We start from the raw sequence: 19,382 nt of genomic DNA, 5'->3' as shown, positions 1-19,382 counted from the left end.
CCAAAACCGGGGGACGCGAGGGCTGGGGTGCGCTTACCTCCTGAGTCCGCGGCGCTCGTTCCGGATCGCTTCTGAACAGGGCTGATCGGTATTCACTCGTTCGGGGGAGCCCGTCCGGTCGTCTTGTCGGTCTGTCGTGCGACGGCTCATACCAGAGTGGGACCTCCCGTGTGGGACTTTGTCAACTGCCCATCGCACATGAAGCGTTGACGACTACTGTGAGTGTCCGCCGGGCAACGGAGGGCCGAAGTCTTCGGTTCTTCCGACCGGCACCGCGATGACGCACACCCATGCCCACTGCGCGTGGCCGCGAGCCGGAGGAGGGAGTCGACACGATGGGGCTTCCCCCTGCCCGACCGCGGCCGGGACCCCGGGGGTGCCGGTGACCGACGACCACGCCGCGGCGCAGCCCGCCCGGCACGGACGCAGCCGACAACCCGTGGGAGCGCGCGCCGGAGACCGCGAACCCGCCCGGGTCCGCCAGGGACCCTCCGGCCATCAGGACCGACGGACCACTACAAGGACACCGATGTCTCACCTCCGTGCACCGGCCGCACGCGCAGACCGCCGTGAGGGCGGGCGGCACGGGCGGCCGGTCGCCCGCCCGGCCGCCTCGCTGCCCGAGACGCACATACGGCCGCAGTTGCTGCGGCTTGCCGTGCTCCCGCCGATCGCGGTCGCGCTCAGCGGCTGTGCGGCCGTCCTGTTCACCGTCCGCTCCACCGGGGCGCAGCCCGGCCTCGTCCTGTGGGGCGTGCTGGGCGGCGCGGTCTCGGTGACCCTCGCGGGCATTTTGATCGCCGCGGTCGCCGCCGACCGCGCCGCGAAGTCGGTGAGCGACCGGGTCGGCGCGCTGCGCCGCAGCAGTGCCCGTCGCGAGGCCGAACTGCGGGCCCTGGTCGACGGGTTGCGGCGCGGCGAGGTGCCGCCCGCGCGGGGTCCGCGCAGCGGCCCGGCCGACGACGCCGACGACTTCGAACTGCTCGCCGCGGACCTGACCCGCGCCCACGACGGGGCCGTCACCGCCGTCGTCCAGGCCGCGCAGCTCTCCAGCCAGGCCGGCAGCGAACAGAAGCTGGAGGTCTTCGTCAACCTCGCGCGGCGGCTTCAGTCGCTGGTGCACCGCGAGATCTCCATCCTCGACGAGTTGGAGAACGAGATCGAGGACCCCGATCTGCTCAAGGGGCTCTTCCACGTCGACCACCTCGCCACCCGGATCCGCCGGCACGCCGAGAACCTCGCCGTGCTTGGCGGGGCCGTCTCACGGCGGCAGTGGAGCAACCCCGTCTCCATGACCGAGGTGCTGCGCTCCGCCATCGCCGAGGTCGAGCAGTACTCACGGGTCAAACTCGTGCCGCCGATCGACGGCACCCTGCGCGGGCACGCCGTCGCCGACGTCATCCATCTGCTGGCCGAACTCGTCGAGAACGCCACGGTGTTCTCCGCGCCCCACACCCAGGTCCTGCTGCGCGCCAACCTCGTCACCTCGGGGCTGGCCGTCGAGGTCGAGGACCGCGGACTCGGGATGCCCGTCAACGAACAGCACCGTATGAACGCGCTGTTGACCGACCCGGACCAGGTCAATGTCGCCAGCCTGCTCGCGGACGGCCGCATCGGGTTGTTCGTGGTGTCCCAGCTCGCCAAGCGGCACGGCATCCATGTGCGGCTCCAGACCAATATCTACGGCGGTGTACAGGCCGTTCTCGTCGTGCCGCAGGCGTTGTTGGGGTCGGCGCCGGGGGCGGTGGGGGCGCAGCCGCCGGAGAGTGCGGGTGCGGGTGGGGTTGGGGCCGGGGGGCCTTTGCCGGGGGTGGGTGAGGCGCGGGGCGGTCATGAGGCTCGGCATCGGGGGGCGTCGGCGGAGACGCGGTCCGGGGGTGAGTCTCGGGGGCTTGACTCGGCCGGGGGGAGGGGGGTTCGGGCTGGTGCTGGTGCGCCGGTTACGGATGCGGGGCTGAACGGGCGCGGGGGGAGTGGGGTCAACGGGCACGGGAACGGGGCGGGGCCGCGGGGTGGGGGGCCGGCTTCGAACGGGCGGGGGGTGGTTTCCGGGGCGTCCGGAGGTTCCATGAGTTCCAGGGGTTCCGGGGCCGTGGCGAACGGGGCCACCGGGCATGGGGCGGGCGGTAGTGGTTTCGTGCCGGGTGTCGGTGGGGGCGGGCCTGGTGGTGAGTCTCTGTCGAACGGCGGCTACCTGAACGGCGGTTCGGGGCTGCCTGGTGGCCATGGAGCTGGACCCGGTGGCCATCTGAACGGTGCCTCCGGGGCGCCGGGTGACGGCGGGGCCGTACCCCATGGCGGTGCCGTGTCGAACGGGAGCGGGCCCTCGTCGAGTGGCGCCGGTGCTGTTCCCCGACGTGGCGGGCATCTCCACGGAACCGGTGGGGGTACGCCCAACGGAACTGAGGCCGGCTCCGACCGCCGTGCCCCCGGTTCGGATGCCGGTCGGCACGCGCCCCTGCCCGTGCGCGGGGCCCGGGCCGAGCGGGCCAACCCCGCCGAGGCCGTGCCCGGGATCAGGCCCGACGACCGGCCGTTGGTCGCGGAGCACGTGGTCGCGCCGCCCACCCCGCGTACCGGGACCGTGCGCGGCACCATGGGCAAGCCGCAACTGCCCCGGCGCCGCGCCCAGGAGCACATCGCACCCCAACTGCGGGACGGGCCCGCGGCGCCCCGGCCGGAAGCCGAGTACCTGACCGGGCACGACCCGGGACTGATGGCCGCCTTCCAGCGGGGCATCAGCCTCGCCGAGGCCCAGCAGCATCTGGAGACCGAGCACGCCGAATCGGGCACGCCGCTGGTGTCGGACCATATGGAGTTCGACCACATGGACGCGGCCTACACGGCGTCGGCGCATTCGACCCATGCGGCACAGGGGGACTCCCTCCACATGGACTCCCTGCACATGGGCTCAGCCCACACAGACGCCGGCCCCCTGGCCTCCGTCCCCCTGGAGTCCCGACCGGCCCCGTCCCCCAACCCGTCCGCCTCCTTCGACTTCGGTCTGGACACCGGTCTGGACACCGGTCTGGACACCGACCTCGACGCGAGCCACACAGACGCCACACCCACCACCGAGCCCGCCCCCATGGACGTAACCCCCATGGACGTAACCCCCCTCGCGCGGCCCCACATACCCGAAGCACACGACGGGCGGGACGCGATCCCCGCATCCGGCCTCGACCCGGATCAGGACCGCCCCACCCGTCCTACCCGTCCCACGCGTCCCACCCGCATCACCCCCCGGCACGACGGGAGCGCACCCGCCGGATGACCACCCCCGCGTACAACCCACCCCCCAGCGCTCCCGCTGACCTTCGTACTTCAAGGAGTCGATCCACCATGGCGAGCGAAGCGCCGACCGGCCATGTATCCGATCTCGACTGGCTGATGAGCGGCCTCGTGCAGCGCGTGCCGCACACCACCAGCGCGGTCCTCCTGTCCTGCGACGGCCTCGTGAAGTCGGTCCACGGCCTCGACGGGGACAGCGCCGACCACATGGCGGCCCTGGCCTCCGGCCTGTACTCCCTCGGCCGCAGCGCGGGCGTCCGCTTCGGCGACGGCGGTGACGTCCGCCAGGTCGTCGTCGAACTCGACGCGACGCTGCTGTTCGTGACCACCGCGGGCTCCGGCACCTGTCTCGCCGTGCTCGCGGGCCGCGAGGCCGACGCGGCGGTGCTCGGCTACGAGATGGCGATGCTCGTCAAGAGCGTCCGCCCCTACCTGGTCACCGCGCCCCGTCAGCACGCCGTCGAACCGTCGGCGATGAGGCCTTGAGCGTGGCGGCGGCCGGCGACGGGCCCTGGCTCGACGACGCGGCCGGACGGCTGGTGCGGCCTTTCACGGTCAGCAACGGCCGGACCCGGCCCACCATCGCGCTCGACCTCCTGTCGCACGTGATGGCCACCGGTGTCACCCCCCTCGGCTACCTCGGCCCCGAACACGCCCAGGCCCTCGACCTGTGCAGGGCGCCCGTCTCGGTCGCGGAGGTAGCCGCCCAACTGAAGCTGCCGGCGGTGGTCACCAAGGTGTTGCTGTCCGACCTCGTCGACTGCGGGGTGCTCACCACCAAGCCCCCCGAGTTCCACCACAACCCCACTGACCGGGCCCTTCTGGAGGCAGTGCTCGATGGACTACGACGACAGCTCTGACCCCTTCCCCACCGCACTGAAGATTCTGGTGGCGGGAGGGTTCGGGGTAGGCAAGACGACCTTCGTGGGCGCGGTCAGCGAGATCGCACCCCTCAGCACGGAGGAACTGCTCACCACGGTCAGCGCCGCGACCGACAGTCTCGACGGTATCGAGAACAAGGTCGAGACGACGGTGGCCATGGACTTCGGCAGGATCACCCTCGATCCGGAACACGTCCTCTATCTGTTCGGCACGCCCGGACAGGAGCGGTTCTGGTTCATGTGGGACGAGCTCTCCGAGGGCGCGCTCGGGGCGGTGATCCTCGCCGACACCCGGCGTCTGGAGGACTGCTTCGCGGCGGTGGACTTCTTCGAGCAACGCGGCCTCGGATTCATCGTCGCGATCAACGAGTTCGACGGGGGGTACCGCTACGACCCCGAGGAGGTCCGTGCCGCCATCGACCTGCCGCCGGAGATCCCCATCGTGCGCTGCGACGCCCGGATCTCCAGTTCCGGTGTGCAGACCCTGCTCACCCTGGTCCGGCATCTCATCGCCCACAGCCCGGAGCCCGCGCCGAGCCACGGCGCCCACATGTGACCCCCGCACACACCGCCACGGAGCCGCATATGACCCACGTCCACAGCGACGGAAACCGCCCATGAGCTACGACCCACCGCGCCCGGCCGGTCGTCTGCTGCTCACGCCGGTGGACAAGGAGGCGCCGGACCGGACGCGCCGGCTGCGTCTGCTGGGCCTGGGGGAGCGACCCGAGCCCGCGCTCGACGCCTTCGCCCGGCGGCTCGCCGAGCGCACGGGGGCGCCGTACGCCATGGTCAACTTCATCGGCGAGAACCGGCAGTTCTTCGCCGGTCTGCGGATTCCCGCGGCCCGGCCCGCGACCGACACCGACGAGGCCAAGCCGGAGGTGGGCCGCTATATGGAGCGGGACTACGGCTTCTGCCCCCATGTTGTCGTCCGCCGCAAGGCGCTGGTCCTGGAGGACGTCCGGGACTATCCGAGATTCGCGGGCAACCCGGTCGTCGACGAGTTCGGCATCCGCTCCTATCTGGGCGCGCCCCTCATCGACTCCACGGGGATGGTGCTGGGCACGGTGTGCGTCGAGGACACCGAGCCCCGGTCCTGGGGAAAGTCCGGCCTGGAGACGATCAAGTCGTCGGCGGCGGAACTCGTGGCACGGCTGGAGCGGGGGGAGGCCGACGGGCTCCCGCTGTGAGCGCCACGAGCCTCCCTCACACGCCTCCGCGCCAGATGTTGTCGAACGCGGAGTTCTCGATCGCCCGCCGCTGTCGTACGGCCTCCAGCTCCATCACCGCGTCGCCGACGGCCGCCAGCACCGCCGTGACCGCCTCCCCGACGCGGTCCTCGTCGAACTCCGGCCCCTTGTCCTCGACCCCGGCGGCGGCAGCCAGGGCGGCGAGGACCGGCTCGCCCGCCGCCCGGCGCTCCTCGGCGCTGCTGCGGGCCGCCGAGTCGACCGGTACCGTCCGGGCGCCGAGCAGCGGGAACCGGCGGCCCCGCTTACGGGTGGTCAGCCCGATCCTCTCCAGGTCGTCGACGTAGGCGGCGGAGAGATCACGGCCCCGGCGCCACAGCCAGTCCTCGACCGTCTCGTAGGGCTCCGCCCGGACCAGCGCCGCGGCCGCCTCGTCCAGCAGCCGGTCTCCCGTCGCCCCCTCCGCCCCGGGCACGACGCGGTCGCCGTCGAGCGCGAGCGCCCCGGCTTCGGCGAGGTCGATCAGCTCGGCCCCCGCGAGCGCGAGCGACAGGTCGCCCTGCTCCAGGGAGCGGTCCGGCGGCACGTCCAGGGCGACGATCGCGAGGTCCCGTGCGGTGGTCATGAGCGGCTCCACGTCAGTCGGCCGAGTGCGGGGCGAGGGCGCCGCGATCCGGTCGGTCGGGCCGCGTGTCCTGGGTCGATTCTCTCCGCGATCCGCCCGTGACGGCCATGTGATGCGGAAAATCGAACCTGAGGACGATCGTCACCGCGGCCGAGACCAGTACGACGAGGGCGGCCAGGAGCAGGGCGGAGCGGTAGCCGTCGTGCAGCATCGGGGCGACCGCCGGCGGGCCGAGGATCTGGCCGACGGAGTACCCGGCGGTCAGCAACGCCACCGAGCGCGGGAACCGCAGCTGTGCCCCGGTGGCCAGGGCGAGGGTGCAGATCCCCAGGAAGGTGGCCCCGAACAGCACCGCCGAGACGAGGGCCGCCGCCGCGCCGCCGACCAGGGCGGGCAGGGCGATGCCGACCGCCTGGACCAGCAGGGCCGCGAGCAGCAGGTCCGGTCGCGACCGGCGGCGCGCGAGCCGGGCCCACAACGCCGTCGACGGTACGGCGGCCAGCCCCACCAGCACCCACGCGGCACCGCCGACCCAGCCGGGGGAGCCCTGGCCGATCGCGGCGACCAGGAAGGTCCCGGCGACGATGTATCCGGCGCCCTCCAGGGTGTAGCCGACGAACAGGGCCCAGAACCAGCGGTGCGTACGCTCCCCGGGCCTCGCGGCGGGACCGGCGGTCGCCTCCTCCGGCCGCAGGTTCCACGCGGCACCGGTCAGCGCGAGGGCCAGGGCCGCCGAGGCCCACCACGCGGCCCGCCAGTCGGCCGCCGTACGCAGGACGAGGACCAGCAGACCGGAGAGCGCGATACCGGCACCCACCCCGCCGAAGGCCCAACCGGGCAGATGCGGTGAGTGAGTTCGCAGGTGGTGCAGGAGCGAACCGGCCGCCACGACGAACACCAGCGCGCTCGCGGCACCCGCCGTCAGCCGCAGGCCGGCCCACACCGCCGTGCTGTGGGTGAGGGGCATGCAGGCGAGCGTCCCGGCGAGGACGAGCAGGGAGCCGCGCAGCACGGCGCGCGAGCGGACCAGCGGCGGGAACAGGATGCCCGCGAGCGCTCCGAGGAGGTACCCGACGTAGTTGGCGGTGGCCAGGTCCGCCCCCGCACCGGCGGACAGCTCCGCCTGGGCCTGCATCAACGGCAGGATCGGGGTGTACACGAACCGGCCGACGCCCATGCCCGCGGCGAGCGCGGCGGCGGCCCGGACGACGTGAGCCCACGGGGACGTATCGCTCGTCGTACGGAGGCCGCGGACCGTGATCCCGGCCAAGAGCCCCCGCATGATGTCCCCTCCCCTCCCCGACACCGGACCACCACCCCCGATCCTGGCCCCATCACCAGCACCGATGCCACGACCGGCTGCCTCGCTGCTGATAGGCCCAGCCTCCCAGCGCACGTAGCATGGCGGGCGTGGAGCTGCGTCAGCTGCGGTATTTCGTCGCGGTCGCCGAGGAGCTGAACTTCGGCCGGGCCGCCGAGCGACTGCTGATCGCGGGCCCTTCGCTCTCCCAGCAGATCAAGGTGCTCGAACGCGACCTGGGTGTGCGGCTGTTCGACCGGGACCGGCGCTCGGTCTCCCTCACACCGGCCGGTGCCGCCCTGCTCCCGCACACCCGCGCCCTGCTGGAACGCGCCGACGACCTGCGCCGCCGCGCGGGCCGGCTGTCGGGTTCGCGGGCGGTGCGCGTCGGATACGTCAACTGGCTTCCCCCGGACCTGGCTTCGCGTACGGCGGCGGTGGCGCGGGTGCATGTCGACGCGTGGGTCGCGCCCTCGCACACACAGGCCGCGCGGGTCGCTGACGGCAGCCTGGACCTGGCCGTGTGCTGGGTGCGGACCGAGGACCTGGAACGGCTCGGGCTGCGGGCCGAACTCATCGGCGCCGACCGGGTCCACGCCGTCGCCAAGGGCCCCGACACCGCCGACGTCCGGGCCTCGGACACCGACGTCCTGATCGACGACGACGTCACAGCCTGGGCGTCCTGGAACGTGTACGCGGAAGACGTGGCACGGTCCACCGGCTCCCGCCCCGTGCGCATCTCCGACGGCGGTGTCACCGGGCCCGCCTTCTTCGACCACGTCCGCCGCGGCAGCCGACCCGTCCTCAACTGCCCCAAGGGCCAGACCACTTCACTCCCGCCCGACCTGGTCCGCCGCGAGGTCGTAGCGCCCAGGATCCACTGGACCTGGTCCCTGGTCCGGCGCGCGGACGAGGACCGCGACGGTGTCCTCGCCGTGGTCGACGCCCTGTGCCACGGCGTGGGCGACCTCGGCATCCACGCGACGGGTTCCTGGCTGCCGGCCGGAGATCCGTTCGCCTCGCCCGAATGACTCCTGCCTGTCGAAGGGTTCACCGTGACTGATCCGCCCTTGGGTGCGCTCGGCCACGGACTGCGCGGCTCGAATGCAGGCCCGGCGCGTCCCGCGTTTTTCGGCGGCGCGCAGCGGGCGTGAAGCCCAGCTGTGGCGGCGCTTAAGAAATCCTCGATGGACCAGGACGGTGCCGTACGGCAGATTGCAGGGCGTTTCCACCCCTCGCACCCACAGGAGCCGTAGCGTGAAGGCGCTGGTCAAGGAGAAGGCGGAGCCCGGACTGTGGCTCGCGGACGTCCCGGAGCCGGCCGTCGGACCCGGTGACGTGCTGATCAAGGTGCTGCGCACCGGCATCTGCGGCACCGACCTGCACATCCGCAACTGGGACGGCTGGGCCCAGCAGGCGATCCGCACCCCACTGGTCCTCGGGCACGAGTTCGTCGGCGAGGTCGTCGAGACCGGGCGCGATGTCACGGAGATCGGCATCGGCGACCGGGTCAGCGGCGAGGGGCACCTCGTCTGCGGCAGGTGCCGCAACTGCCTCGCCGGTCGGCGGCACTTGTGCCGGGCCACCGTCGGGCTCGGGGTCGGCAGGGACGGGGCCTTCGCGGAGTACGTAGCCCTGCCCGCCGCCAATGTGTGGGTGCACCGGGTTCCGGTGGAACTCGACGTGGCCGCGATCTTCGACCCGTTCGGCAACGCCGTGCACACCGCGCTGTCCTTCCCGCTGGTCGGCGAGGACGTGCTGATCACGGGGGCCGGGCCGATCGGCCTGATGGCGGCGGCCGTCGCCCGGCACGCGGGGGCCCGCAACGTCGTGATCACCGACGTCAGCGAGGAGCGCCTGGAGCTGGCCCGCAAGGTGGGCGTGAGTCTCGCGCTGAATGTGTCGGAGGGTCAGATCGCCGACGGACAGCGGGAGTTGGGGCTGCGCGAGGGCTTCGACATCGGTCTGGAGATGTCCGGGCGGCCCGAGGCGCTGCGCGACATGATCGCCAACATGACGCACGGCGGCCGGATCGCGATGCTGGGGCTCCCGGCCGCGGAGTTCCCAGTCGACTGGGCCCGGATCGTCACCTCGATGATCACCATCAAGGGCATCTACGGCCGTGAGATGTTCGAGACCTGGTACGCGATGTCGGTGCTCCTGGAGGGCGGTCTCGACCTCGCTCCCGTGATCACCGGCCGGTACGGCCACCGCGACTTCGAGGCGGCGTTCGCCGACGCGGCGAGCGGCCGCGGCGGCAAGGTCATCCTCGACTGGACCATCTGACTTCTCCGCCGGACCAACTGACCTAGGGACTCACGATGTTCGACTCCGTGCGCGATGACCTGCGCGCCACCCTCGACGAGATCCGCGCCGCCGGACTGCACAAGCCGGAGCGGGTGATCGACACCCCGCAGTCGGCGACCGTCAACGTGTCCGCGGGCGGCCGCCCCGGCGAGGTCCTCAACTTCTGCGCCAACAACTACCTCGGCCTCGCCGACCACCCCGAGGTGATCGCCGCCGCCCACGAGGCCCTGGACCGCTGGGGCTACGGCATGGCCTCCGTGCGCTTCATCTGCGGCACGCAGGAGGTGCACAAGGAGCTGGAGGCACGGCTCTCGGCCTTCCTCGGCCAGGAGGACACCATCCTCTACTCCTCCTGCTTCGACGCCAACGGCGGTGTCTTCGAAACCCTGTTGGGCCCCGAGGACGCCGTCATCTCCGACGCCCTGAACCACGCGTCGATCATCGACGGCATCCGGCTGTCCAAGGCCCGCCGCTTCCGGTACGCCAACCGTGATCTGGCCGATCTGGAACGGCAGTTGAAGGACGCGTCGGACGCCAGGCGCCGGCTGATCGTCACCGACGGCGTCTTCTCCATGGACGGTTACGTGGCCCCGCTCGCGGAGATCTGCGACCTCGCCGACCGCTACGACGCCATGGTCATGGTCGACGACTCGCACGCAGTCGGCTTCGTCGGCCCCGGCGGCCGCGGCACCCCCGAGCTGCACGGCGTCATGGACCGCGTCGACATCGTCACCGGCACCCTCGGCAAGGCACTCGGCGGCGCCTCCGGCGGCTACGTCGCCGCCCGCGCCGAGATCGTGGCACTCCTGCGGCAGCGCTCACGGCCGTACCTCTTCTCGAACACGCTCGCCCCGGTGATCGCCGCCGCCTCCCTGAAGGTCCTCGACCTGCTGGAGTCTGCGGACGACCTGAGGGTGCGGCTGCGCGAGAACACCGCGCTGTTCCGCCGCCGGATGGCCGAGGAGGGCTTCGACGTCCTCCCCGGTGACCACGCCATCGCCCCCGTCATGATCGGCGACGCCTCGGAGGCGGGCCGTCTCGCGGAGCTGCTGCTGGAGCGCGGGGTGTACGTGATCGGCTTCTCGTACCCGGTCGTACCGCAGGGACAGGCGCGGATCCGCGTCCAGCTGTCGGCCGCGCACTCCACGGACGACGTCGATCGAGCGGTCGACGCGTTCGTGGCCGCGAGGGCGGAACTGGCGGCCTAGCGGCGAGCGCGCAGCAGGCGCCCCAGTCCTGACGTATTGCGATAATCGATCCCATGATCGAGGCACGGCGGCTCCACATCCTGCGTGCGGTGGCCGACCACCGCACGGTGACAGCGGCTGCCGCCGCGCTGTATCTCACCCCCTCCGCGGTCTCCCAGCAGCTCGCGGCCCTGGAGCAGGAGACCGGGCACCGTCTCGTCGAGCGCGGTGCCAAGGGCGTACGGCTGACTCCGGCCGGCGAGATCCTGCTCAGCCACACCAACGCGGTCCTCGCCCAGCTGGAGCGCGCGGAGGCCGAGCTCGCCGCGTACGGTTCGGGCGCGGCCGGCACGGTCACCGTCGCCTCCTTCGCGACCGGGATCGCCCTGGTCGTGGCCCCCGCGGTGGCCCGCCTCGCCTCGACCTCGCCCGGTATCCGCATCCGGGTCCAGGATGCCGAGGGCGACGCCAGCCTGCCGATGGTGCTGGACCGGCAGGTCGACGTGGCGGTCGCGGTGGAGTACCGGGGCGCCCCGCCGGCCGGCGACCCGCGCCTCGCGCACGTCCCCCTCTACGCCGAGCCCTTCGACGCGGTCGTCCCGGTGAGCCACCGGCTGGCCGACGCGCGCGAGGTGCCGCTGGCCGAACTCGCCAAGGACCCGTGGATCGGCCCCTACCCGGGCAACCCCTGCCACGACGTGGTGGTCCTCGCCTGCGAGAGCGCCGGGTTCCAGCCCCGACTGGAGCACTCCTCGGACGACTTCCGCGCGGTGGTCGCGCTGGCCTCGGCGGACGCCGGCGTGGCGCTGGTGCCGCGGTCGGCGCTGATCGGCATGGACCTCGCCGGGGTGGTCGTACGGCCCGTCGACGGGACCGCCCCGACCCGCCGGGTCTTCGCCGCCGTACGACGGGGAGCCGAGGAGCACCCGCTGATCCGCCCGGTGCTGGACGCGCTCGGAGCCGTCGCGCAAGGGTAGTTGCGTTTCATATCCGGGATATCATCCCCGATATGAAACAAGCGGAGATCGGGCCGGACCCCGTCGACACCCGTCTCGGCGCCCGCCTCGCCGAGCTGCGGGCCGAACGCGGCTGGTCGCTGGGCGAGTTGGCGGAGCGCAGCGGCATCAGCAAGTCCACCCTCTCGCGCGCCGAGCGGGCGGAGATCAGCCCCACCGCCTCGCTGCTGAACCGGCTGTGCGGGGTGTACGGACGGACCATGTCCCAGCTGCTGAGCGAGGTCGAGGCCGAGCCCGCGCTGCTGCTCAGGGCCGCCGAGCAGCCGGTGTGGGAGGACAGCGCCTCCGGTTTCGTACGGCGATCAGTGTCGCCGCCGCACACCGGGCTGCGCGGCGAACTCGTCGAGGGACGCCTGGCCGCCGGTTCCGACATCGCCTACGACCGCCCGCCCGTGCCCGGCCTCGAACAGCACATCTGGGTCCTGGAAGGGGCGCTCGACGTCACCGCCCAGGACGTCGAGCACCACCTCGGCACCGGCGACTGCCTGCGGCTGCGGGTGTGGGGTCCGACGCGGTTCCGGTGCGCCGGTCCCGGTGCGGCACGGTACGTGCTGGCGGTGGTGCTGCCGTGATCGTCACCCGCCTGGACGGGGCGCAACTGCTGGAGCGCGCCGAGGAGTTGGCCGACCTGTTGGTGGACACCGTGGCGGGTGGCGCCTCCGTCGGATTCCTCGCACCCATGGACCGTACGGCCGCCCTCGGCTGGTGGCGGGAACGCGCGGACGCGGTGGCCGCCGGGCGGTGTCTGGTGTGGGCCGCGTGCGACGGGCACCGCACCCTCGGCACCGTCGGCCTGGCGCTCCCCGACAAGCCCAACAGCCGCCACCGCGCCGAACTGGTCAAGCTCATGGTCCACCGGGACGCGCGCGGGCGGGGCCTCGGACGCCGGCTCCTCGACACCGCGGAGGGGGCCGCCGCCGAGGCCGGGATCACCCTGCTCCACCTGGACACCGAGACCGACAGCCCCGCCGAACGCCTCTACGCCTCGGCCGGGTGGACCAGGGCCGGGGCCATCCCCGACTACGCGGCCGACCCCGGCGGAGTCCTGCGGTCGACGACCCTCTACTACAAGCGGCTGGGGGCGACCGCTCCCACCTGCTGATTGTCAGTGGCAGCGGCTACGGTTCCTGTCATGCCGGACGCCGAAGACGTACGCCGTATCGCCCTGTCCCTGCCGGACACGACGGAGAAGATCGCCTGGAGCATGCCCACGTTCCGGGTCGCGGGGAAGATGTTCGCCACCATGCCCGAGGACGAGACCTCCATCGCCGTGCGCTGCCCCAAGGAGGAGCGCGACGAACTGGTCCTGGCCGAGCCGGACAAGTTCTGGATCGCCGACCACGAGGCACAGTTCGCCTGGGTACGGGCCCGGCTGACCGCGATCGACGACGAGAGCGAGCTGCGGGACATCCTGGCCGACTCCTGGCGCCAGGCGGCACCCACCCGGCTGCTGGAGGCCTACCCGGGCCTCGGCACACCGGGCGGCGCCTGACGCCCGCGCGACAAATGCAGTGCGCGACCACCGACCCGAGTGCGGTATGGTTTGTCTGCGCGTTCGGCCAGGGGAAACCCCAGGTCAGACGGGCACCGGGACGTGGCGCAGCTTGGTAGCGCACTTGACTGGGGGTCAAGGGGTCGCAGGTTCAAATCCTGTCGTCCCGACTTTACGAAGTCGCGGGTCAGGGGCCGTTTCAGAGGAGATCTGAAACGGCCCTTTGGCCATTTGTTTCCGATGACTCGACGTTCGTGAAACTCATTTCACGGGCGTTCTGACGGGGTGCCAGGTGTGCCGGCGGAGCGGTGGGCCCGCCGCGCGGTCTGCATGCTCCGAACATCTGGGTTTTGATGGCGCGAGCGCGAACGTCCTCTCAGCGGCTGTTGGCCGCCTCGCGTTCCTGGTAAGCGCGAGGGGAGAGCCCGTGGAAGCGGGAGAAGGCGGCACTGAACGTGGGGAGGTGGGCGTACCCGATCCGGCGCGCGACGGCACTGGGCGGGGCGCCCCCGGCGAGCAGGTCGCGGGCGATGCGCATGCGGGCGGCGTAGCGCCAGCGACCGAGTGTCATCCCTGTCTCGTCGCGGAAGGCGCGGTGGATCTCGGCACGGACATCGGCATCCTGCGTCCCGCCCGGCTCGCCGATACGACGCAGGTACTCCATCGCGACAGCACGCGCGCGCGGATCGGTCGGCATCGGTACCGACAGCGCTCGCTGCGCGGCGACCTGTTCCGCGAACAGGTCGAGGATGTGGCGGGGGTTGTGTTCGTGGGGACGCAGAGCGGATCGGGCGCTGATCGAGCAGAACATCAAGTAGTCGTCCCACGCAGGCGAGAACCGCACTTGCAGCGGCACGTTCAGGTTGAGGTCGGCGGTACTCGCGTTGCCCAGCGGCAGGGAGACGGAGTTCTCGCGGAGGCCGGTGACATGCTCCTTTTCTGCCGGGATCCAGGTCGCCACTCCTCGTTCCCGCTCGTAGCGCTGCTCGCCGATGTCCAGATACCCACTGCCTCGGTACATCCAGCTGAGGACGTGGACGTCGTTGGTGTGTGACGGCGTGCTGGCCGCAGGCAGCATCTCTGGCGCGGTGGGGGAGTCACTCTCGCGCATCATCCGGATCAGGTCGTCGGTCTGCCCTGCCGCCGCCCGTTGTGTCAGCCCGCCGGTGCCGGGTCGGGCGAAGAGCTCCCGTCCGAACTCGTGGGGGGTCAGCCCGAACCGCCCCTTGAAGGCCCGCGTGAGGCCGTTGCGGCTGGCGAAGCCCACCAGAGAGGCCACCTGGTCCACGTCGTAACCGGCGGCGAGGAACTCCACGGCGGCGCCGAGCCGGCAGAGCAGCCGCCACCGCTCGAACGTGAGCCCGGTGTCGGCGAGGAAGTCGCGGCGAAGGGTGCGTGCGCTGGAGAGCACCCGCGACGCCCATCGCTCGACCGTGAGGTCAAGCGCGGGGTCGCACATCAGTTCCTCGGCGACCGCTCGGGCGCCGCGGGCTCGCGGCATCGCCGGCGCGGCGAACCCCTCTGGGGCCGGATCCCGCCCGACCAGGGCGGGCGCCGGCGAGCCGGGTCGCCGAAGGAGCTCCATGATCGCCTCGGGGGAGTACTCGCGGCCGCTGAACGGAGTGACGTGCAGGTTGAAGAGCTGGATCAGCCAGTCCTGCCAGCCGCTGGGAACGTCGAACCGCGTCAGTTCCGACAACCCCCGAGCGCCGACGCCGGCCTGGGGACACAGCGGGAAAGCGATCGTGCCCGGCTCGGTGGTGATCGCCCGCTCTCCCGGGCCGTCCGCGGGAATCCAGGCGCCTTCGCCGGCCTTGAGGTGGAGCACCGGCCCGCCGTCGAGGCGTACGTGCGCCGCGCCTTTGCGAACCCATAGCAGCAGCGGTCGAAGGGGCACGTCCGCCGGATCCCATCGCGCGCCCGGAATCGGCGGAGGGCGGCCGGACTCCGGGGCGAACGATGAGGGCATCGTCATGTCCTAACCGTACGGCAGTCTGCGCACACCATTCAAAGTAAGGTTTCCCTAACCTTACGTCGTGCGCGCCCTCCTGATTCCGGCGCGCGGCTCCCGCCCTTGAAGTGATGAGAAAGTTCGGTCTCCCGCATGCCCAAGACCTCGCGCCGGCTCACCGTGCACCCGCCGACCCTGCGTGAGGTCGAGGTGGTCCGGACCCTCGACATCACCCCGGGAATGCGGAGGGTCACGCTGAGCGGCGATCAGCTGCGTGCCTTCACCACCGCCGACGGGTTCGCGCGGCCTGCCTTCGAGTCCAACGGCTTCGACGACGACCTCGCGCTCTACTTCCCGTACCCCGGTCAGTCCGATCCGGTGCTCCCGGTCCAGGGCCAGGCCAAGTTGACCGCGCCCAAGGATCCTCGACCGCTGTCGCGGGCCTACACGGTCCGCCGGTGGGACCCCGAGGCGGGCGAGCTGGACGTGGACTTCGTCAGGCACGGGGTGGGCGCGGGAACGACGTGGGCCTACCGCACCCGGCCGGGTGACCGGATCCACCTCAGCGGCCCGAGCACGTCGAAGGCGTTCCCGGTGGGCGCCGACTGGTGGCTCGTGGCAGGCGACGACACCGCACTCCCCGCGATCGGCAGGCTGCTCGACGGGCTCCCGTCCGACGCCCGGGCGCAGGTGTTCATCGAGATCGCCGAGGAAGGCCACCGCCAGGACTTGCGTCAGCTGCCCGGGGTGGGCGTGACGTGGCTGGTCCGCCCCGGAGCGACGGCCGGGACCGCCTCGCCGCTCACCGAGGCCGTCCGCGGTACGCGGTGGTGGCCGGGCCAGGCGTTCGTGTGGCTGGCCGGCGAGCACACGGCCGTCCGGGACATTCGTCGGCACCTGGTCGAGGACCGAGGTGTGCCCAAGGAGGACATCGACTTCGCCGGCTACTGGCGCCGCTCCTCGGTCGTCGCCCTGGAGACCGACGGGGCGGTACCCGACCCGGAGCGGACGGTCACCCCGTTCCAGAAGCTCCACGACCTGACCGAACTCGTCGCACCGATCGCGATCCGCACCGCAGTCGAACTGGGCGTTCCCGATCTGATCTCCCGAGGCGTGACCGGCGCGACCGAACTGGCCGCCAAGGCGGGCGTCGACGAGCGCGCTCTGGGCAAGCTGCTGCGCTATCTGCACACCCTGGAGGTGGTGACCGAGACGGAACCGGGTCACTACGCCCTGACGCCGGTCGGTGATGTCCTCACCCTCGACTTCATCGCCGACGGGCTCCACTCCACCGGGGTGGTCGGTCGCGAGATGCTCGGCATCCACGGACTCACGGAGTCGGTCCGCACCGGCCGGTCCTCCTACGCGTCGGTCACCGGCCAGACCTTCGCCGACGTACGGGCCGAGCAGGACTACGAGGACCGCCACCTGGAGCGCCTGGCGAAGTTCCAGCCCGCACTGGCCGGACCGATCGCCACGTCCGGCCTGCTCGACGGAGTCCGGCACCTGGTGATCCACTCCGGTGGTGCAGGCGCTCACGCCGGTGAGTACGTCGCGGCCTACGACAGCCTGCGTGTGACGATCTGCGCCCTGCCCGCCCAGGCCGACTGGCTGCGCCGCGACCTGCCCGCCACGATTCCCGACGAGCCGCAGCGCACGCGGGTCAGTGTGCTGGAACAGTCCGTCTTCGAGGCCGGCCCGGCGGCCGACGCCGTACTCGTCAGCCGCGCCTTCAAGACCCTGCCCGACGCCGACGCCGCTCACGCCCTGCGTCGGACGGCCGAGAACCTCACCCCTGGCGGACGAGTGCTGCTGATCGAGGAGGTCTTCGACACCGACGACCTCGACGAGCACGACGGCGAGGCAGACCTGATCGGCCTGGTCTGCCACGGCTCAGGCCTTCGCACCGCGGCGGAGCTGGACACCGTCATCGCCCGGGCCGGCCTCACGCGCCGATCAGCACACACCGTCGGCCTCGGCACCACCGTCCACGAACTCGTCCGCTCCACCACCGACTGACCCCCTCCACCCCAAAAAACTCCTCCCCCAGGGAAGAAGAGAAAGAAGAACCACCATGAGCAGCACCCTCAGAACGAGGCGTGGAACGGTCCTTGCCGCCGGGCTGATGAGCGCGTCGCTCGTCCTCACCGCCTGCGGCGGCGAAGGCGACGACACCGGCGACAAGGCCGCCGCCGAGACCCGCAGTGTCAAGGCCGAGAACGGCACCATCGAGATTCCCGCCGACCCCCAGCGGATCGTCACGATCGGCAACACGAACCTCCCCTTCATCGATCTGGGAGGCAAGCCGGTGGGCGTCACCGAGGTGTCCGACTCCGAACTCGACGTGCTGCCCGCGGAACAGAAGACCGCGTACGAGGCGGCTGAGGTCATCGGCAGCAGCGGCGGCGAGGTGGACCTGGAGAAGCTCGCGGGCCTCAAGCCGGACCTCATCCTGGTCCAGTTCCACCCGAATGACTGGAAGAAGGTCGGCAAGCGACTCGAGTCGATCGCCCCGACCGTGTTCTGGGGGCTCGACACCGAGTGGAAGACCTTCGCCGGTGACATCGCGGAGGCCGGCAATGTCACGGATACGCTCAGCCGGCAGACGGCGGAGTTCAAGAAGAAGGTCGCCAAGATCCAGGAGACCTACGGCAAGACCATCGACGACACCTCGTTCGTCGACATCTCCCGCGGGGACTGGAGCGATCCCGGAACGTTCTACATCGCGGACATCGGCTGCTCCGAGATCGCCCGGGACGACATCGGCCTCGACCTGCCCGAGGCGGCCGCGGGCAAGGACCCCCTGGCCTACGAATCCCTGCCGTTCGAGCAGATCAGCGAGCTGTCCAAGTACGACGTGATCACCTACCCCGTCGACGCCGACGGCAAGCCGACCGAGCCCTTCAAGCCGGTGACCGAGACCAACACCTGGAAGGCGCTGCCCGCCGTGAACTCCGGTCGAGCGCTGGGAGTCTTCTGCCCCGGCAACAACTCCTACGGGCCCGTCCTGCAGTACCTGGACTCGCTGGACCGTGCTCTGGCGACGCTCTCCGAGAAGTAGCCCGAGGCCGGATGACGCTCGTGGACGCAATGGAAGCGGCGACGCTCACAGAAGAGCCGCCGGCCGCGGTCTCGTATCGGCGCCGCCGTGTCATCGGGCTGGTCGCGGCCCTCGCCGTGTTGATCGTGCTGATGGTGCTGAGCCTGATGGTCGGCTCCAAGGCGATACCGGTCTCGGTGATCTGGGACGCACTGCTCAACCCGTCTTCCAATGCTGACCAGTTCGCGGTCCGCGACTTCCGGCTGCCGCGCACGGCCGTGGGTCTGGTCGTCGGCGTCGCACTCGGTCTGTCTGGCGCGCTGATCCAGGCGCTCACCCGTAACCCGCTGGCCGATCCGGGTGTCCTCGGCGTCCATGCCGGTGCATCCTTCGCGGTGACGGTCGCCGTGGGCCTGTTCGGTGTCCGCGCATCGCAGGGCTACATGTGGTTCGCGTTCGTGGGGGCACTGATCGTCACGCTCCTGGTGCTGGCCCTCGGGTCGACACGGAAGGGCTCCTCGCCGGTGGTCATGGTGCTCGCCGGGGTCTGCGTCGGCGCCGTGCTGGGCGGCGCAAGGGAAGCGCTCCAGCTGACCGACCCGGACGCCTTCGACGCGATGCGGTACTGGAACGCCGGGTCGATCGCGGGTCGCCCGCTGGAGGTCGTCTGGCCGGTCCTGCCGTTCTTCGCGTTTGCAGTCGTCCTGGCCTTCGCGGTGTCGGGCCCGCTCAACGCCCTGGCTCTGGGTGACGAGCTGGCGGTCGCCCAAGGGGTCCGGCTGGCGCGCACCCGGGTGCTCGCGGTGATCGCCCTCACCTTCCTCGCCGGTGGTGCCACCGCGATCGCCGGGCCCATCGGATTCGTCGGACTCATGGTGCCGCACGTGGCCCGCTGGATCGTCGGCCCGGACCAACGCTGGATCTTCGCCCACAGCATCCTCCTCGCCCCGAGCCTGCTGCTGGTCTCCGACATCCTCGGCCGCGTCGTGATGAGACCCGCCGAGATCCCCGTGGGTGTCGTCACCGCCTTCGTCGGCGCTCCCGTCCTCGTCGCGCTGGTGCGGCGGAAGAAGGCGAGCGGACTGTGAACACCAGCCTT

18 protein-coding genes and 1 tRNA gene are annotated in these 19,382 nt (G+C 71.5%); 16 read left to right on the top strand and 3 right to left on the bottom strand.

The window, feature by feature from the left end; translation table 11 throughout:
* The first annotated feature begins 529 nt into the window (after nucleotides 1-529).
* From G3I78_RS51860 to G3I78_RS10025, 5 genes are all read left to right on the top strand, one after another.
* Nucleotides 530-3,274: an ATP-binding protein gene (locus tag G3I78_RS51860; protein WP_239157718.1), complete on the top strand. Its 2,745-nt coding sequence runs from the start codon at nucleotides 530-532 to the stop codon at nucleotides 3,272-3,274.
* A gap of 68 nt (nucleotides 3,275-3,342) precedes the next feature.
* The gene (locus G3I78_RS10040) at nucleotides 3,343-3,777 is read left to right on the top strand and encodes a roadblock/LC7 domain-containing protein (protein WP_164422570.1); all 435 of its coding nucleotides are present in this window, start codon (nucleotides 3,343-3,345) and stop codon (nucleotides 3,775-3,777) included.
* Between the two features lie 2 nt (nucleotides 3,778-3,779).
* Nucleotides 3,780-4,151, top strand: a complete 372-nt coding sequence (locus G3I78_RS10035; RefSeq protein WP_164423092.1) for a DUF742 domain-containing protein — start codon at nucleotides 3,780-3,782, stop codon at nucleotides 4,149-4,151.
* Entirely contained in the window at nucleotides 4,129-4,728 is a 600-nt protein-coding gene (locus G3I78_RS10030; protein ID WP_164422567.1) for an ATP/GTP-binding protein, read from the top strand. Before G3I78_RS10035 ends, G3I78_RS10030 begins: the two co-directional genes overlap by 23 nt.
* Nucleotides 4,729-4,789: 61 nt before the next feature.
* Nucleotides 4,790-5,365 carry a GAF domain-containing protein gene (locus G3I78_RS10025; RefSeq protein ID WP_164422565.1) on the top strand — a complete coding sequence of 192 codons (576 nt, stop codon included), beginning with the start codon at nucleotides 4,790-4,792 and terminating at the stop codon, nucleotides 5,363-5,365.
* A 16-nt stretch (nucleotides 5,366-5,381) separates the two neighbouring features.
* Here the strand turns inward: G3I78_RS10025 and G3I78_RS10020 are convergent, their stop codons facing one another.
* Together G3I78_RS10020 and G3I78_RS10015 are read right to left on the bottom strand one after the other, a co-directional pair.
* On the bottom strand, nucleotides 5,382-5,990 hold the full coding sequence (locus tag G3I78_RS10020) for a GPP34 family phosphoprotein (RefSeq protein WP_164422563.1): 609 nt from the start codon (nucleotides 5,988-5,990) through the stop codon (nucleotides 5,382-5,384).
* Nucleotides 5,991-6,003: 13 nt separating this feature from the next.
* Nucleotides 6,004-7,167, bottom strand: a complete 1,164-nt coding sequence (locus tag G3I78_RS10015) for a YbfB/YjiJ family MFS transporter (protein WP_164423090.1) — start codon at nucleotides 7,165-7,167, stop codon at nucleotides 6,004-6,006.
* Between the two features lie 224 nt (nucleotides 7,168-7,391).
* On the opposite strand from G3I78_RS10015, the gene G3I78_RS10010 reads away from it, so the two are divergent.
* From G3I78_RS10010 to G3I78_RS09975, 8 genes are all read left to right on the top strand, one after another.
* Nucleotides 7,392-8,321 (top strand): LysR family transcriptional regulator, encoded by a 930-nt coding sequence (locus G3I78_RS10010; RefSeq protein ID WP_164422562.1) that lies wholly within the window; start codon nucleotides 7,392-7,394, stop codon nucleotides 8,319-8,321.
* Nucleotides 8,322-8,547: 226 nt separating this feature from the next.
* Nucleotides 8,548-9,576: an L-threonine 3-dehydrogenase gene (tdh, locus tag G3I78_RS10005; RefSeq protein WP_164422560.1), complete on the top strand. Its 1,029-nt coding sequence runs from the start codon at nucleotides 8,548-8,550 to the stop codon at nucleotides 9,574-9,576.
* Nucleotides 9,577-9,611: 35 nt separating this feature from the next.
* Nucleotides 9,612-10,805 (top strand): glycine C-acetyltransferase, encoded by a 1,194-nt coding sequence (locus tag G3I78_RS10000; RefSeq protein WP_164422558.1) that lies wholly within the window; start codon nucleotides 9,612-9,614, stop codon nucleotides 10,803-10,805.
* Between the two features lie 53 nt (nucleotides 10,806-10,858).
* Nucleotides 10,859-11,761 carry a LysR family transcriptional regulator gene (locus G3I78_RS09995; protein ID WP_164422556.1) on the top strand — a complete coding sequence of 301 codons (903 nt, stop codon included), beginning with the start codon at nucleotides 10,859-10,861 and terminating at the stop codon, nucleotides 11,759-11,761.
* 32 nt (nucleotides 11,762-11,793) lie between these two features.
* Nucleotides 11,794-12,372 carry an XRE family transcriptional regulator gene (locus G3I78_RS09990; RefSeq protein ID WP_164422554.1) on the top strand — a complete coding sequence of 193 codons (579 nt, stop codon included), beginning with the start codon at nucleotides 11,794-11,796 and terminating at the stop codon, nucleotides 12,370-12,372.
* Nucleotides 12,369-12,902, top strand: coding sequence for a GNAT family N-acetyltransferase (locus tag G3I78_RS09985; protein WP_164422552.1), 534 nt, complete (start codon nucleotides 12,369-12,371; stop codon nucleotides 12,900-12,902). Before G3I78_RS09990 ends, G3I78_RS09985 begins: the two co-directional genes overlap by 4 nt.
* Before the next feature lie 30 nt (nucleotides 12,903-12,932).
* Entirely contained in the window at nucleotides 12,933-13,292 is a 360-nt protein-coding gene (locus G3I78_RS09980; protein WP_203614727.1) for an MmcQ/YjbR family DNA-binding protein, read from the top strand.
* 96 nt (nucleotides 13,293-13,388) lie between these two features.
* Nucleotides 13,389-13,462: transfer RNA gene (locus G3I78_RS09975), tRNA-Pro, on the top strand.
* Nucleotides 13,463-13,668: 206 nt separating this feature from the next.
* On the opposite strand, the gene G3I78_RS09970 is transcribed toward G3I78_RS09975, so the two are convergent.
* Entirely contained in the window at nucleotides 13,669-15,267 is a 1,599-nt protein-coding gene (locus tag G3I78_RS09970) for an AraC family transcriptional regulator (protein WP_239157717.1), read from the bottom strand.
* Between the two features lie 129 nt (nucleotides 15,268-15,396).
* Between G3I78_RS09970 and G3I78_RS09965 the strand changes: the two genes are divergently transcribed.
* The 3 genes from G3I78_RS09965 to G3I78_RS09955 are packed head-to-tail and all read left to right on the top strand — an operon-like array spanning nucleotide 15,397 to nucleotide 19,371.
* Nucleotides 15,397-17,262, top strand: coding sequence for a siderophore-interacting protein (locus tag G3I78_RS09965; protein ID WP_164422548.1), 1,866 nt, complete (start codon nucleotides 15,397-15,399; stop codon nucleotides 17,260-17,262).
* A gap of 55 nt (nucleotides 17,263-17,317) precedes the next feature.
* Entirely contained in the window at nucleotides 17,318-18,304 is a 987-nt protein-coding gene (locus G3I78_RS09960; RefSeq protein WP_164422546.1) for an ABC transporter substrate-binding protein, read from the top strand.
* A gap of 11 nt (nucleotides 18,305-18,315) precedes the next feature.
* Nucleotides 18,316-19,371, top strand: coding sequence for an iron chelate uptake ABC transporter family permease subunit (locus G3I78_RS09955; RefSeq protein WP_203614726.1), 1,056 nt, complete (start codon nucleotides 18,316-18,318; stop codon nucleotides 19,369-19,371).
* The last annotated feature ends 11 nt before the right edge of the window (nucleotides 19,372-19,382 follow it).

The sequence above is a fragment of the Streptomyces sp. SID13726 genome (assembly GCF_010548375.1).
Classification (GTDB): domain Bacteria; phylum Actinomycetota; class Actinomycetes; order Streptomycetales; family Streptomycetaceae; genus Streptomyces.
Note: the sequence above shows the minus strand (reverse complement) of the source record. Positions and strands in the feature narration are given on the sequence as shown.

Excerpts from the sequence above, each read along its gene's own strand:
- G3I78_RS51860 (WP_239157718.1), top strand. The coding sequence starts at position 530 with ATGTCTCACCTCCGTGCACCGGCCGCACGCGCAGACCGCCGTGAGGGC.
- G3I78_RS10040 (WP_164422570.1), top strand. The coding sequence starts at position 3,343 with ATGGCGAGCGAAGCGCCGACCGGCCATGTATCCGATCTCGACTGGCTG.
- G3I78_RS10030 (WP_164422567.1), top strand. The coding sequence starts at position 4,129 with ATGGACTACGACGACAGCTCTGACCCCTTCCCCACCGCACTGAAGATT.
- G3I78_RS10025 (WP_164422565.1), top strand. The coding sequence starts at position 4,790 with ATGAGCTACGACCCACCGCGCCCGGCCGGTCGTCTGCTGCTCACGCCG.
- G3I78_RS10020 (WP_164422563.1), bottom strand. The coding sequence starts at position 5,990 with ATGACCACCGCACGGGACCTCGCGATCGTCGCCCTGGACGTGCCGCCG.
- G3I78_RS10015 (WP_164423090.1), bottom strand. The coding sequence starts at position 7,167 with ATGGGCGTCGGCCGGTTCGTGTACACCCCGATCCTGCCGTTGATGCAG.
- G3I78_RS10010 (WP_164422562.1), top strand. The coding sequence starts at position 7,392 with ATGGCGGGCGTGGAGCTGCGTCAGCTGCGGTATTTCGTCGCGGTCGCC.
- G3I78_RS10000 (WP_164422558.1), top strand. The coding sequence starts at position 9,612 with ATGTTCGACTCCGTGCGCGATGACCTGCGCGCCACCCTCGACGAGATC.
- G3I78_RS09995 (WP_164422556.1), top strand. The coding sequence starts at position 10,859 with ATGATCGAGGCACGGCGGCTCCACATCCTGCGTGCGGTGGCCGACCAC.
- G3I78_RS09990 (WP_164422554.1), top strand. The coding sequence starts at position 11,794 with ATGAAACAAGCGGAGATCGGGCCGGACCCCGTCGACACCCGTCTCGGC.
- G3I78_RS09980 (WP_203614727.1), top strand. The coding sequence starts at position 12,933 with ATGCCGGACGCCGAAGACGTACGCCGTATCGCCCTGTCCCTGCCGGAC.
- G3I78_RS09970 (WP_239157717.1), bottom strand. The coding sequence starts at position 15,267 with ATGACGATGCCCTCATCGTTCGCCCCGGAGTCCGGCCGCCCTCCGCCG.
- G3I78_RS09965 (WP_164422548.1), top strand. The coding sequence starts at position 15,397 with ATGCCCAAGACCTCGCGCCGGCTCACCGTGCACCCGCCGACCCTGCGT.
- G3I78_RS09960 (WP_164422546.1), top strand. The coding sequence starts at position 17,318 with ATGAGCAGCACCCTCAGAACGAGGCGTGGAACGGTCCTTGCCGCCGGG.
- G3I78_RS09955 (WP_203614726.1), top strand. The coding sequence starts at position 18,316 with ATGACGCTCGTGGACGCAATGGAAGCGGCGACGCTCACAGAAGAGCCG.